Origin of the sequence: Cedecea selenatireducens, assembly GCF_042138895.1 — a bacterium.
Taxonomy (GTDB): Bacteria; Pseudomonadota; Gammaproteobacteria; order Enterobacterales; family Enterobacteriaceae; genus Cedecea; species Cedecea selenatireducens.
Genome location: NZ_JBHIKW010000001.1, coordinates 145,111 through 158,139, shown reverse-complemented (window position 1 = coordinate 158,139; position 13,029 = coordinate 145,111). Strand labels below are relative to the sequence as shown.

The 13,029-nt window shown below is 57.4% G+C and carries 13 protein-coding genes; 11 read left to right on the top strand and 2 right to left on the bottom strand.

What is annotated here, in order from left to right; translation table 11 throughout:
- The first annotated feature begins 3 nt into the window (after positions 1-3).
- Genes ACE38U_RS00750 through ACE38U_RS00725 form a run of 6 tightly spaced genes read left to right on the top strand, consistent with a single transcriptional unit; the run spans position 4 to position 6,024 of the window.
- Positions 4-684, top strand: a complete 681-nt coding sequence (locus tag ACE38U_RS00750; protein WP_038482225.1) for an ABC transporter permease — start codon at positions 4-6, stop codon at positions 682-684.
- 33 nt (positions 685-717) lie between these two features.
- Complete coding sequence (locus tag ACE38U_RS00745) at positions 718-1,602, top strand: ABC transporter substrate-binding protein (RefSeq protein WP_375528965.1); 885 nt, start codon at positions 718-720, stop codon at positions 1,600-1,602.
- Positions 1,603-1,611: 9 nt separating this feature from the next.
- Positions 1,612-3,171, top strand: coding sequence for an HAL/PAL/TAL family ammonia-lyase (locus ACE38U_RS00740; RefSeq protein ID WP_375528964.1), 1,560 nt, complete (start codon positions 1,612-1,614; stop codon positions 3,169-3,171).
- Entirely contained in the window at positions 3,164-4,360 is a 1,197-nt protein-coding gene (locus ACE38U_RS00735) for a CaiB/BaiF CoA transferase family protein (RefSeq protein WP_375528963.1), read from the top strand. The genes ACE38U_RS00740 and ACE38U_RS00735 overlap by 8 nt, the downstream gene beginning before the upstream one ends.
- A 16-nt stretch (positions 4,361-4,376) precedes the next feature.
- Positions 4,377-5,270: a 3-hydroxyacyl-CoA dehydrogenase family protein gene (locus tag ACE38U_RS00730; protein WP_375528962.1), complete on the top strand. Its 894-nt coding sequence runs from the start codon at positions 4,377-4,379 to the stop codon at positions 5,268-5,270.
- The gene (locus ACE38U_RS00725; RefSeq protein ID WP_375528961.1) at positions 5,263-6,024 is read left to right on the top strand and encodes an enoyl-CoA hydratase-related protein; all 762 of its coding nucleotides are present in this window, start codon (positions 5,263-5,265) and stop codon (positions 6,022-6,024) included. The genes ACE38U_RS00730 and ACE38U_RS00725 overlap by 8 nt, the downstream gene beginning before the upstream one ends.
- Before the next feature lie 42 nt (positions 6,025-6,066).
- Here ACE38U_RS00725 and ACE38U_RS00720 read toward each other — a convergent pair whose 3' ends face one another.
- Together ACE38U_RS00720 and hutC are read right to left on the bottom strand one after the other, a co-directional pair.
- Entirely contained in the window at positions 6,067-6,621 is a 555-nt protein-coding gene (locus ACE38U_RS00720; RefSeq protein WP_375528960.1) for a HutD/Ves family protein, read from the bottom strand.
- Positions 6,618-7,379 (bottom strand): histidine utilization transcriptional repressor HutC, encoded by a 762-nt coding sequence (gene hutC / locus ACE38U_RS00715; RefSeq protein WP_176982559.1) that lies wholly within the window; start codon positions 7,377-7,379, stop codon positions 6,618-6,620. Before hutC ends, ACE38U_RS00720 begins: the two co-directional genes overlap by 4 nt.
- A gap of 107 nt (positions 7,380-7,486) precedes the next feature.
- Between hutC and ACE38U_RS00710 the strand changes: the two genes are divergently transcribed.
- The 5 genes from ACE38U_RS00710 to ACE38U_RS00690 all read left to right on the top strand — a co-directional run bounded on the left by ACE38U_RS00710 (position 7,487) and on the right by ACE38U_RS00690 (position 13,006).
- A complete protein-coding gene (locus ACE38U_RS00710) occupies positions 7,487-8,854 on the top strand; it encodes a formimidoylglutamate deiminase (protein WP_375528959.1) in 1,368 nt (455 codons plus the stop codon).
- Between the two features lie 130 nt (positions 8,855-8,984).
- Positions 8,985-9,863 carry a cycle-inhibiting factor gene (locus tag ACE38U_RS00705; protein WP_375528958.1) on the top strand — a complete coding sequence of 293 codons (879 nt, stop codon included), beginning with the start codon at positions 8,985-8,987 and terminating at the stop codon, positions 9,861-9,863.
- Between the two features lie 157 nt (positions 9,864-10,020).
- The gene (locus ACE38U_RS00700) at positions 10,021-10,656 is read left to right on the top strand and encodes a carbonic anhydrase (RefSeq protein ID WP_038482255.1); all 636 of its coding nucleotides are present in this window, start codon (positions 10,021-10,023) and stop codon (positions 10,654-10,656) included.
- 205 nt (positions 10,657-10,861) lie between these two features.
- Complete coding sequence (locus tag ACE38U_RS00695; RefSeq protein WP_176982557.1) at positions 10,862-11,263, top strand: DUF6515 family protein; 402 nt, start codon at positions 10,862-10,864, stop codon at positions 11,261-11,263.
- Positions 11,264-11,617: 354 nt separating this feature from the next.
- Positions 11,618-13,006 (top strand): purine-cytosine permease family protein, encoded by a 1,389-nt coding sequence (locus tag ACE38U_RS00690; protein WP_375529126.1) that lies wholly within the window; start codon positions 11,618-11,620, stop codon positions 13,004-13,006.
- Positions 13,007-13,029: the final 23 nt, after the last annotated feature.

Sequence of the window (13,029 nt, the reverse complement as noted above, 5' to 3'; positions counted from 1 at the left end):
TGTATGTCTGACTGGTTCTTTACGCTCAGCCACTGGTATGGCGATGACGGTATTCTCCCGCTGCTGGCACAGCACATTGGCTACAGCGCCGTGGCGCTGGCGATAGCGATTGCCATTGCTTTTCCGGTGGGCTGCTACACCGGCCATACCGGTAAGGGTGAAGCGCTGCTGATTGGCACCACCAACGCGCTGCGCTCGCTGCCTTCGTTTGGCCTGATTATCCTGCTGGTTATCCTGATGGCGGGCTATTTCGAGTCGGATATGGCCTTTATTCTGCCGTGCATCATCGTGCTGGTGGTGCTGGCGCTGCCGCCGATAGCGCTCGGCGTGCATGCGGGCATCCGCTCCGTTGACCCGAGCGTGCATGATGCCGCCAAAGGCATTGGCCTGACGCCGTTCCAGGTGCTGACGCAGGTTGAGCTTCCGTGCGCCACGCCGCTCATTCTCTCCGGCATTCGCAGCGCCACGCTGCAGATTATCTCTACCGCCACCATCGCGGCCTATGTCTCGCTGGGCGGCCTTGGCCGATTAATTATCGATGGCCGTGCGGCCAACGATTTTGCGCAGATGACCGCCGGCGCGGTGTTGGTTGCCGTGCTGGCGCTGCTTGTGGATGTGTTCTTTTCCCTTTCGGTGAAGTACGTGGTTTCCCACGGTATTTCCCGACGTATCAAAACCCAGTGATGTTGAGCCCGTTAATTACACAAGGTGAACGCGATGAATATGAAGAAACGTTGTTTGACGCTGTTGAGTGCCGCGATGCTGTCCGTTGTTTCCTCCGCGTGGGCGGCGGACTCGGGCCAGAAGGTGATTATTGGCTCGGCTGATTTCCCGGAAAACCAGCTGCTGGCGACGATTTATGCCGGAGCCCTGGAAGCGCAAAACATCCCGGTGGAGAAGAAGCTGAATATCGGCAGCCGCGAAGTCTACATTCCGGCTCTGCTCGACGGCTCCATTAACGTTATCCCTGAATACAGCGGCGCGCTGCTGAGCTACCTGGACGCCAATAATAAAGCGCACAGCTCTGATGAAGTGGCGACCGCGCTGGCGACGAAGCTGCCGGCAAAAGTGAAAATGCTGCACACCGCCGTGGCGCAAAACAGCGACGTTATCGCCGTGACCAAAAAAACGGCGGATAAATACCAGCTCAAAACGATTGATGACCTGAAGCCTCATGCGGCAGAACTTATCCTGGGTGGCCCGGCCGAATGGAAAACTCGCCATGAAGGCGTGCCGGGGCTGAAAGAAGTCTATGGCCTGAACTTCAAGAGCTTCAAAGTGCTGGATGTCGCAGGCCCGCTGACGCTGACCGCGCTGAAAAATAATCAAATCCAGGCGGCTGACTTAACGTCCACCACGCCGGAAATTCAGAAAGATCATCTGGTGGCGCTTGCCGATCCGAAAAACCTGTTTGCGGCACAAAACATCGTCCCGATTGTCGCCACCGCCACGCTGAACCCGGCGATTGAGAACACGCTGAACAAAGTGTCTGCGCAGCTAACCACCGCAGATTTGATTGCCATGAACGGGCAGCTTGCCGAATTCGCCAGCATTGATGACGTGGCTCATCAGTGGCTGGTTAAACATGGCCTGAGCAAGTAAGGGCGCACAATGACAAGACAAACTGGCTCCTCCGCTCACCTGCATCAGGCCGTGACCCTGGGCAGAGCGCAGACCACTATCGAAGAGTTAGTGCGCATTGCCGACGGGGCTCCGGTCGCGCTGGCCGAAGAAGCGCTGGCGAACATGGACAGCGTGAGCGGCTATATTCGCCGGGCAATAGATGAAGGGCAGGTAATTTACGGGCTGACCACCGGGGTGGGTGATTTGGTGACGGAGCGCCTGTCTGCCGATCAGATTGCCAGCGTGCAGCTGAACATGCTGCGCAGCCACGCCTGTGGAATGGGGCCAGATTTGTCGGGGCGTGAAGTGCGCGCGATGATGGCAGTGATGCTGAAGTCGCTGCTGCAGGGCTACAGCGGCGTTAGCGCCGGGCTGGCGAAACGCATGGCCGAAATGCTTAACCGCCAGGTCACGCCCTGGTCGCCTGCGGGCGGCTCGGTTGGCTATTTAATTGCGACGGCGCATATCGGCCTCTCTCTCTTTGGGGAAGGGAAGTGTTGGTATCAGGGCGAGCTTTTGCCGTCCGCCGAAGCCCTGGCAAAGGCGGGCATTGCCCCTCGGATCCCTGGCCCGCGTGAAGGTCATGCCCTGATAAGCGGCACCTATGAAATCACCGGGCTGGCGTGCCTGGCCGTGCATGATTTTGAGCGCCTGTTGCCGGTGGCGGATATGGCGGGGGGCATGTGCCTTGAAGCGCTGAAGGGCAACACCCGTGGCTACGACGCAAGGCTGCACGCCCTGCGTCCGCACGACGGGCAGCAAAAAACCGCCGCGATTTTGCGCCGCTTGCTGAGCGGCAGCGAGATCTTTGCCCGCTACCGCGACCACCGCGTACAGGATGCTCTGAGCCTGCGCTGTATTCCGCAAATCCACGGCGCGGTGCGCGACCAGCTCGCCCATTGCCGCCAGATTGTCACCATCGAGCTGAACTCGGTCACCGACAACCCGGTCTTCCTTATCGAAGACGACGCGCTGGTTATTCTTCCCGGCGGCAACGGCCACGGTGCCCCGCTGGCGCTGGCATTGGATTCTCTGGCGATAGCCATTGCCCAGGTCAGCACGGCGTCTCAGGCTCGATCCGATCGTATTACCAACGTGCACCTGAGCGGCCTGCCGGCGTTCCTGGTTGGCAGAAGCGGCGCTAACTCCGGCATGATGATCCCGCCTTACGTTGCCGCCGCGCTGGCAGGGGATAACCGCAGCCTGGCCGCGCCGTCCAGCGTGCATACCGTCACCACCTGCGCCGGGCAGGAAGACCATATCAGCATGGGCGTTTCTTCGGCTCGCAAGGCGCTGCAGGCGGTGAGCAATGCGGTGGATATCGTTGCCATCGAGCTGCTGTGTGCCAGCCAGGCGCTGGAGTTCCATCGTCCGCTGCGTGCCTCCGTCGGCGCGGAGTTGACGCTGTGCATGGTGCGCGAGCTTGTGCCGTTCCGCGAGACGGACACCGCGCTGTACCCGGACATGCATGCCGTGCGGGATTTGATTGCCGAAGGCGAGCTGAGCCAAAGGCTGCTCTCCCTGATTGAGGAGTCAGAACATGAGTGAAGCTTTGCAGCCGCTAAAAGGCATCAGAGTGCTTGATCTATCCCGCGTGCTGGCCGGCCCGTGGTGCGCTTCCTTACTGAACGATCTGGGGGCCGAAGTCATCAAGATTGAGATGCCGGGCAGCGGGGATGACTCCCGCAGCTTCACCCCCCACATTGCCGGGGAAAGCAGCTACTTCATGCAGCTTAACCACGGTAAAAAAAGCGTCACCCTGGATTTAAAAGCCCAGGAGGGGTTAGCCATCCTCAAGCAGCTGGTGGCGCAGGCCGACGTGCTGGTGGAAAACTTCCGGCCGGGCGTAACCAAACGCCTCGGCATCGACTACCCGACGCTGCAGGAGATTAATCCGCGGCTGGTTTATGCCAGCATTTCCGGGTTTGGGCAGCAAGGGGCGATGGCGCACAAAGCCGCTTACGACCACATCGTGCAGGCCTATGGCGGCATTATGCAGGTCACCGGCTGGGCGGAAGGGGAGCCAACCCGAGTTGGCGATGCCATTGGTGACGTGGTCGCCGGGCTGTACGGCAGTTGGGCGGTGCTTGCCGCGCTGCTGCAGCGCGGGATCGGCGGCCAGGGGCAGCATCTTGATGTCTCGATGCTGGATACCATGGTGACGATGCAAATGGTTTCCCTTACCCAGTGGATTGGCGGCCAGCCTCCCGCCGGGCGGCTCGGGAACGCGCATCCTATCAGTGCCCCGATGGACAGCTATCCTGCTCAGGATGGCCACATCGTGATTGCGGTCGCCAACGACAAGCTGTTCCGCCAGCTTTGCTCGGCGATGGAAAAGCCCGAGCTGGCGAGCGACCCGCTTTATCTCACGGACCCGCTGCGCCTGGCTAACCAGCAGCCGCTTCGCGTAGAAATAGAGCGCTGGCTGGCTGATAAAACCGTCAATGATGCGCAGGCCATTCTCGACAACGCAGGCGTTCCGGCCTCCGCCGTTCTGCGCCTCGATCAAATCCTTACCAGTGATTATGCGCGAGAGCGCGAGCTTGTTAAGCAGGTGAAACACCCGACGGCAGGCAACATCTCTATTGTTCCGCAGCCGGTGAAAATGAGCGCCATGACGGCAGAGCCCGCGCTGGTGCCGCCTGCGCTGGGCGAACATACGGCAAGCGTGCTGCAAGAATTACTGGCGATCGACGAGGCAACGCTTAAGCAGTTAAAGGCGCAGGGCGTAATTTAACCGGCGGAGAACGTAAATGGTGCAAATAAAGAAAGTGGCGGTGGTTGGGGCCGGAACGATGGGCGCGCGAATCGCCGTCGTTATGGCGCGGGCGGGCTACCGCGTTAGCCTGTGGTCGCGTTCTGAATCAACGCTTGATAAAGCTCGAACTATTGTGGACTCGCTCGCTGCCAGCGAAAACGTGGCATTCACGACGTCGCTGGAGGCTTGTCTGGCCGGCGCTGACCTGGTTTCTGAAAACGTGGCCGAGGACGTGGCGCTGAAACAGCGCGTGCTGAATGACATCGAACAGCAGGTTAGCGCTGACTGCGTGATAACCACCAACACCTCAAGCGTGTCCATCACGCTGCTGGCGTCGGCCCTGAGCCAGCCGCAGAGGCTGATCGGCATGCACTGGTTTAATCCGGCGGACACCATGCCGATGATCGAGATTGTGCGCGGTGAAAACACGGCGGACGAGGTCTGCCAGCGGGTGCGGGATATTTGCCAGCAGCTGGGCAAAGAGACGATCACCGTTAATCAGGATATTCCGGGGTTTATTATCAACCGGCTGCAGTACGCGATGCTGCGCGAGGCGCTTTATCTGGTGGATGCCGGGATTGGTTCTGTGGAGGATGTCGACCGTGCGGTGCAGAGAACCCTTGCTCCGCGCTGGGCGGCGATGGGGCCGATGAAGCTGATGGATTTTGCCGGGCTGGATACGGTGGAAAAAGTCGCCGGGATCTTGCTGCCTGCGCTGGATAACAGCAGCCAATTACCTGCCTGGCTGAAAGAGAAGGTGGCCGACAACAAACTCGGCGTAAAAAGCGGCGAGGGCTTTTATGCCTGGACCGCTGAGGCAGCCTCAGCCGCAATGCGCAAGCGTGATGAAACGGTCAGGCACCTGACCGGGAGCGATGAGCATGAGTGATATTCTCTCCCGCGTGGACGGCGCGGTTGCCGTGGTCACCCTCAACAGGGCGCAAAAATATAACGCGCTAACCGCTGAAATGTTGGATGAGCTGGTCAGCACGCTAAAGGAGCTGGACGGGCGAGCGGACGTCAGAGCGATAGTTCTGTTTGGCTCCCCCAAAGCCTTCTCTGCCGGAGCGGATACCGGCACGCTGGCTTCCGCTTCGGCAACGACGCTGTGGCGCAGTGGGTTTAGCGAGAAGTGGGACAGGGTCGCGGAAATCGAAACGCCGCTGATTGCCGCCGTCTCCGGCTACGCCCTCGGCGGTGGCCTGGAGCTGGCGCTGCTGTGCGACATGATTATCGCCAACCAAAGCGCGGTCTTCGGCCTGCCGGAAAGCCACATCGGGATTATTCCCGGCGCGGGCGGCACGCAGCGGCTGGTGCGCGCCGTCGGCAAGTCGCTGGCGATGGACATGCTATTGAGCGGCAGAAGAATTGACGCGCAGGAAGCCCTGCGTGCCGGGCTTGTCAGCCGAGTGACGGATTCTCTTGAGGAGCAGGCGTTAACGCTGGCTAATCAGGTGGCTAAAGCCGCGCCGCTGGCGGCGATGATGATTAAAAAAGCCGTGGCGGCGAGCTATGAAATGCCGCTCAGCGCAGGCGTGGCCTATGAAAGATCGCTCTCTGCTTTGATAGCCGACAGTGAGGACAGGGCGGCCGGGCTGGCGGCGTTTAAAAATAAGCAGTCGCCTGAGTTTAAGGGGCGATAAGCTGAAGTAGAGGTGAAACCGGCAGCCAGTCTGCCGGTTTTTTTATGCGCTAAGGGTGACGCGCGCAAAAAGGGAAGGAGCCGCGGAAACCACGCGGATTGTCGCCGGGGCGCTAATCAACAGGCTGTCGTAGGGCTGCAAAACGTGTCGTTCTCCGCTGACGTCAATCTCCAGCGATTCGCCCGCATTAAACAGCAGCTGCGTGCCCTGCTGGTGAGTCCAGGTGCCTTCCCGCAGCCAGCTGACAGCGGCTTTTGTGGTGTCTGCCTTATAGATGACGTTAAAGTCCAGCAGCGGGCCGCCCTGAATAATGCAGGAGACGTCGCTTTCACCGTTGAAATCGGTGGCCTGGAACGGTGGGATGAGCGGGCTCTTTTCGCCGTCGACGGTGAGATACATGCCTTCACCTTCCAGCACGCTGATGTTGCGCAGGTAGCCGGGGAAGCGAGAGAAGGGGCCGTCATGGCGAATGGTCGCCACCGAAATACGCCAGTCGTAGTCATTCGTTGCCGGGCTGCGGTAAATCTCCCGCGTTACGCCCTGGCCGTTTTTCCATGGCATTTCCGGGCATTGCTCGTAGGGCAGAAGCTGGATCATTTATGCATGCTTCCTTCGAGGCGGTAGCGCGAGCCGGGGTAAACCAGGCGCACGCTGGTGACGATTTTTTTGTTCTGCCGCCCGGTCCAGGTACGGCGATTAACCTGCAGGCAGGGCGTATGCTCGTCGATTTCCAGATACGCGCACTCTTCGCGAGGCACGTTCACCGCCTCAATAATGTGCTCGCCTTCAACGATAGGCGCGATGGACGAAAGATAGGCGTTGGGCGTGATGCGCGTGAAGTCCTGCTGGAAGTAGTCCGGGACGATCAGCGAGTTCACCAGGCGGTCTTCCAGCATCACCGGCACGCCGTTTTCGTAGTGGCAAATCAGCGAATGGAACAGGCGGCTGCCTTTAGGTAAATTGAACGCCATCGCCTGCTGCGCGTCGGCATAGACCTGGGTTAGCTCCAGCACGCGAGCGTGATGACGGTGGCCGCGGCTGGCGATTTCGTCGGCAATATTGTTGATTTCCAGCAGCGCGGATTGGCCACGAACTTCGGCCACGAATGTCCCGATACCCTGCATGCGAACCAGCAGGCCTTCGGCGGTCAGCTCGCGCAGGGCGCGGTTGATGGTCATGCGGCTATAGCCGAACTGATTCACCAGCTCGCTTTCCGATGGCACGCGGTAGTTTACCGGCCACAGCCCGCTATGAATGTTGGTCTTAATAATGATTTTGACTCTTTCATAAAAAGGGGCCGGCTGGTCCAGATTTTCGGTCTCTGCCGCTGCTTTAAAAACGTCGTTTTGTGCCATTCATCATTCCTCGCCCGGGTATCCTTTAAAGTTTACTCTACCCCTATTTGGATGTATATATACATGCATGTATATACAATTGATTAACATCAAACCGGGGTGCTGATATGGCGGTATATTTCGCGGCAAAAGCGCTTCTGCCGCAGGGCTGGGCGGAGAATGTCAAACTGGGCGTTTCGCCGCAGGGGGTGATTAGTTCCCTGGAATGCAACAGCGTGCCGGGGGCCGACGATATCCGGCTTGAGGGGGTTGTGGTGCCGGGCATGCCGAACCTGCATTCACACGCTTTTCAGCGGGCGATGGCCGGGCTGACGGAAGTGGTTGGCGACCCGGCGGACAGCTTCTGGACGTGGCGTGACCTGATGTACCGCCTGGTGGGCAAAATCACCCCCGAACAGCTGGAGACTATCGCCAGCTATCTGTATATCGAAATGCTGAAGGCCGGCTACACCTCGGTGGCCGAATTCCACTACCTGCACCACGACGTTGACGGTAAGGCTTACGCGCAGCCTGCCGAGCTGGCGCTGCGCATTGCCCACGCGGCAAAAAATATCGGCATTGGCCTGACGCTGCTCCCGGTGCTCTACTCGCACTCTGGCTTCGGCGGGCAGCCCGCTTCGGCAGGGCAGCGCCGCTTTATAAACGATACCGACAGCTACCTGAAACTGTACGACAGCATTGCCACGGCGCTTGCCCCGGAACCGATGCAGCGCGCAGGGCTGTGCTTCCATTCGCTGCGTGCGGTTACGCCGGAACAAATGCGTATCGTGCTGGAAAGCCAGCCGCAGCCTCAGCCGGTGCATATTCATATCTCCGAGCAGCGCAAAGAGGTTGAGGATTGTTTGGCCTGGTCCGGCCTGCGCCCTGTGGAATGGCTGTATCAAAATATGCCGGTTGATGAGCGCTGGTGCCTGATTCATGCCACCCACATCACCGAAAGTGAAACCCGCCTTATTGCTGAGTCTGGCGCCGTAGCCGGGCTATGCCTGACCACCGAGGCAAACCTGGGTGACGGCATTTTCCCAGGGCAAGCATTCCTGCGGCAGGGCGGTAACTGGGGGATCGGTTCCGACAGCCATATTAGCGTTAGCGTGAGCGAGGATTTGCGCTGGTTTGAATATGGCCAGCGCCTCAATAACCGCCGCCGCAACTTGCTTCACCTCGAGGCCGAGCCTTATGTCGGCAACGTGCTTTATCAGGGTGCGCTGCACGGCGGGCGAATGGCGCTGGGGCAAAACATTGGCGAGCTGGCCGTGGGGGCAAGAGCTGACTGGCTGGTGCTGGACGGCAACGATCCGTTCCTGGCGACGGCGAAAGACAATGAACTGTTGAACCGCTGGATTTTTGCCTGCTCTTCTAACCCAATAAAAGAAGTGATGACCGGCGGGAAATGGGTCATACGCGACGGACGGCATGCCAGAGATGAAGAGGTTAAGGCCGGTTTTGCTCAGGTGCTAAAACAGCTAACGTCTTAACCGTTTTTTCATGATCGGCTGAAAAAACTCTCCAGCCCACGCTCAGGCGTGGGTTTTTTTACTCCTTCGGGAACCTGAATCTCGTCATTACCACTCAGCCTCAAATAGCCAACGAGTGGAATACCCTCAGATGAGAAACCTGCTTAATACCTTCCGTCCTGCACAGCCAGATCCGCGCCTGCAGGCGCAAAATAGCCAGCAAAGTCGGACTGCCAGAACGTCGGCCACGGCTTCTTCGTCCCGCAGCGTCAATAACCCGTCAACCCGCATGGTGCAGGACTTCGCGAAGCTAAGCGCCAAAAACCTGAGAGCAAACGTGCTGCTTAACAGCGATGACAATTCCACGCCTATTCACCATAAAAGCCCTTCGGCGCTGCTGAAGGCGATAGACGATAACATCACGAATACGGCGCGAGACTGGGGAATGCCGAAGCATGAGGTGGAGGCGATGCTGGGCAGCAGCAAGCGCATCAATGAGCCAGTTTGCGGCGTCACCGCGAATAACGTGATGAAGCTGTTCCTGGATACGGACCACTTCAGCTACGCTTTTGAACACGGGCATACGATGTCTTTGTCGCAGCTTCAGCATCAACTGGCGAATTTACCTGCCCATAAGAATTTCATTTTGCGGGTGAATGATGCGGGCCTTGGGCATGCGTACGTGATAGACCTTCCCGCCAGCGCTAAACCACGGCGCGATGCGTTTATCTATCAGTCTGATTTAGGCGACGGCGCAACCCGTCCGCTTCGGCTTGACGACTGGATGAGCAAGAAAGCCGCTCATCCGCTGTCGCTGAATGATATCAACACGCATTTTATGAATATGTCGCAGGGCAGGGTCGACCCGGGGCATATCGCTAAGCTGTTTGACGTCGACGGTAACCCGAAGATGCTGCGTCCGGAGCGTCTTGATTTACGCAAGAACCATGGCTTTAATTTCCAGCTATCGGAATACGACCCGGCGAACCTGGAAAGAAATGTTTCGGCGATTAAAGCTCGATGCGGCTGAGGATTTGCCTGGTGCAGTGCCGAGAAGGCCCATGAAATGCATGGGCTTTTTTGCTGACTAACAAGGTAAGAAAAATGCCCTTTTGGCGCGTTGGGACTGGACTAACTCAATGTGATCTCTATCATATCGTGGTCACTACAGAACAAGAGAATGTGCTATGCAACATATCATCGAAGGTTTCCTTAACTTCCAGAAAGAGATTTTTCCGCAGCGCAAAGAGCTCTTTCGCAGCCTGGCGTCCAGCCAAAATCCTAAAGCGCTTTTTATTTCCTGTTCCGACAGCCGCCTGGTGCCGGAGCTGGTTACCCAGCAGGAGCCGGGGCAGCTCTTCGTTATTCGTAATGCCGGTAACATCGTGCCTTCCTTTGGCCCGGAGCCGGGCGGGGTGTCTGCTACCATCGAATATGCGGTTGTGGCGCTTGGCGTGACGGATATTGTGATTTGCGGGCACTCTAACTGCGGCGCGATGAAAGCCATTGCCTCCTGCCAGTGTCTGGACCCGATGCCTGCCGTGGCCCACTGGCTGCACTATTCCGATGCGGCAAAAGCGGTAGTCGAAAAGAAAACCTGGGATAACGAGACCGACAAGGTCAACGCCATGGTAGAAGAAAACGTCATCGCGCAGCTGAACAACATTAAAACGCATCCTTCCGTGGCCGTTGGCCTGCGTAATAACGGCCTGCGTCTGCACGGCTGGGTTTACGACATCGAAAGCGGCGAAATTCGCACGCTGGATAAAAACAGCAAGACCTTTGTTTCTCTGGCGGATAATCCTGACGTTTGTTTCGAATAAAATAACGCCAGCATTCTTGCAGACAAATAAATCCACGCTTTGCGTGGATTTTTTACATCTAAGGATAAATAAAGGTGCCAGACGCGGGATTGTGGAGATTTCAGGGATTTACCATTCCCCTACGGTAATGCCCCTGGGCGCGGGATTATAATCGACATAAAGCGGGCCAAAGCTCGCGTTCAGCCGCAGGTCAGGAGTGTTTAAGATGAAAAAGTCTCTGTCTATTTTGGCAATGTCTGCGCTGATGATTGTCCCGTCGCTGGCGCAGGCACGCCCTGGCCCCTGGTTCGGTCATGGGCCGGGGTTCTGGTCTGGTCCTCGTTATTACGCCGGGCCGCATTACTTCTATCCGGGACCGCGTCTGACCGTGCTGCCGGGGCTGGCAACGGCCATTATCGTCGGCGGGCTGACCTATTACGTGGTCAACGGTATTTATTACCAGCGTCAGGGTGCGGAGTACATTCGGGTTGAAACGCCGTCAAGCCCAGGGGGCGGCATCAGCGTTCTGGATTACAACGGCAAGCGTTATTACGTGCGTAACGGCAGCTATTACCAGAAGGATATTAACGGTAACTATTTCGAGGTGCCGCGCCCCGCCGGGCTGTAAATCAACAGCATAAGAAACCCACCGTCAGCGTGGGTTTCTTATGGCATGAATTTACGCCTTAATTTTCCGCGGCCCAAACGTTGACCGTCCCTGCAACGTTCATCCTGATTTACTCCTCGCCGCAGCAGCCATCAGTTTTTCATATTGGTACATCTGCACATCAATTTGGTTACATAAAATCTACAACTTAGTTCGCAAATTCATTATCAGCAGGGTGTGGAATGCGTTTTTTGCTTGTATATACATGAGTGGTCATTTGATGTGTGGTGGGTTTTCCGGCGTTTAATCAGCTTTAGCGAGGTTGTTATGTCTTCATTTTCATCCGCAGAAGAACAGTCCAGGAAAGGCTCGCGTTTGACCGAGTCCCGTTCTATCGATTACATCCCCGACGGCGAACGTCATGGGCATCCTTTCAGCCAGTTTACCCTCTGGTTCGGCGGTAATTTGCAGATAACCGCGATTGTCACCGGCGCGCTGGCCGTTGTTCTGGGCGGGGATGTGGTCTGGTCGCTGGTGGGGCTATTCGTCGGGCAGATTCTGGGCGCATCGATCATGTCTTTCCACGCTTTGCAGGGGCCACGGCTTGGCTTACCGCAGATGATTATCACCCGCGCACAGTTTGGCGTTTACGGCGCGGTGATACCGCTGGTGCTGGTGTGCATCATGTACATTGGTTTTTCCGCGAGCGGGACGGTGCTGGCGGGGCAGGCGATGGCCCGTCTGCTGTCGATAAGTGACGCCAGCGGGATGATCCTGTTCAGCGCGATTATCATCGTGATTGCGGTGCTCGGCTATCGCGTGATCCATAAGCTTGGCAAGGTCGCCAGTATTGTCGGCGTGTTGGCTTTTGCCTGGCTGTTTGGTTCGCTGCTGCTCAATACCGATCTCACGGCTATTATGCAAAATAACCATTTCTCGATGCCGATGTTTTTGCTGGCGGTGTCGCTGTCTTCCTCCTGGCAAATCGCCTTTTGCCCCTACGTTTCCGATTATTCACGCTATCTGCCGCGAAACGTCTCGGGGCCGAAAGTGTTCTTCTCGGTGTTTAGCGGCACCGTGCTGGGGACTCAGGCATCCATGACGCTGGGCGTTATCACCGCCGCCATTGCCGGGAGCGCGTTTTCCGGCCACGAGGTTGGCTACATTGTGGGGCTGGGCAAAACCGAAACCATGGCGATGCTGATTTATTTCGCGATCTGCTTCGGCAAAATCACCTTCACCACGCTGAACGCCTACGGCAGCTTTATGTCACTGACGACCATTGTTTCCGGCTTTCGCAAACAGGTTACCCTCAGCCAAAAAAATCGCATTCTGTTTGTGGTGCTGATGGTGGCTGCCTCGTGCATCATTGCGCTGCTGAGCGAACCCGCATTCCTGAAACATTTCACCCACTTCCTGCTGTTCTTACTGGCTTTCTTTGTGCCCTGGAGCGCGATTGGCCTGACCGATTACTATCTTATTTCGTGCCGCGCCGTTGATATTCCCGCGCTGTTTGATGCCGATAAACGCTATGGCCGCTGGAACCTGTTTGGTATTGGTGTGTATATCGTCGGGGTACTGATTCAGCTGCCGTTTATCGAAAACCCGCTCTTCCACGGCTCGCTGACGTGGCTGTTCGACGGCAACGACGTGTCGTGGATTATCGGCTGGTTTGCTACCGCGATTCTCTATTATGGCCTGCACCGCCTGGATAAACGCGTTTTGCCGGCGGCGACGGTTTACCCTAATAGTTCGGCTCGCTGATCTTGTGCTGAAAACAAAAATCC

Excerpts from the sequence above, each read along its gene's own strand:
- ACE38U_RS00750 (WP_038482225.1), top strand. The coding sequence starts at position 4 with ATGTCTGACTGGTTCTTTACGCTCAGCCACTGGTATGGCGATGACGGT.
- ACE38U_RS00745 (WP_375528965.1), top strand. The coding sequence starts at position 718 with ATGAATATGAAGAAACGTTGTTTGACGCTGTTGAGTGCCGCGATGCTG.
- ACE38U_RS00740 (WP_375528964.1), top strand. The coding sequence starts at position 1,612 with ATGACAAGACAAACTGGCTCCTCCGCTCACCTGCATCAGGCCGTGACC.
- ACE38U_RS00735 (WP_375528963.1), top strand. The coding sequence starts at position 3,164 with ATGAGTGAAGCTTTGCAGCCGCTAAAAGGCATCAGAGTGCTTGATCTA.
- ACE38U_RS00730 (WP_375528962.1), top strand. The coding sequence starts at position 4,377 with ATGGTGCAAATAAAGAAAGTGGCGGTGGTTGGGGCCGGAACGATGGGC.
- ACE38U_RS00725 (WP_375528961.1), top strand. The coding sequence starts at position 5,263 with ATGAGTGATATTCTCTCCCGCGTGGACGGCGCGGTTGCCGTGGTCACC.
- ACE38U_RS00720 (WP_375528960.1), bottom strand. The coding sequence starts at position 6,621 with ATGATCCAGCTTCTGCCCTACGAGCAATGCCCGGAAATGCCATGGAAA.
- hutC (WP_176982559.1), bottom strand. The coding sequence starts at position 7,379 with ATGGCACAAAACGACGTTTTTAAAGCAGCGGCAGAGACCGAAAATCTG.
- ACE38U_RS00710 (WP_375528959.1), top strand. The coding sequence starts at position 7,487 with ATGGCGGTATATTTCGCGGCAAAAGCGCTTCTGCCGCAGGGCTGGGCG.
- ACE38U_RS00705 (WP_375528958.1), top strand. The coding sequence starts at position 8,985 with ATGAGAAACCTGCTTAATACCTTCCGTCCTGCACAGCCAGATCCGCGC.
- ACE38U_RS00700 (WP_038482255.1), top strand. The coding sequence starts at position 10,021 with ATGCAACATATCATCGAAGGTTTCCTTAACTTCCAGAAAGAGATTTTT.
- ACE38U_RS00695 (WP_176982557.1), top strand. The coding sequence starts at position 10,862 with ATGAAAAAGTCTCTGTCTATTTTGGCAATGTCTGCGCTGATGATTGTC.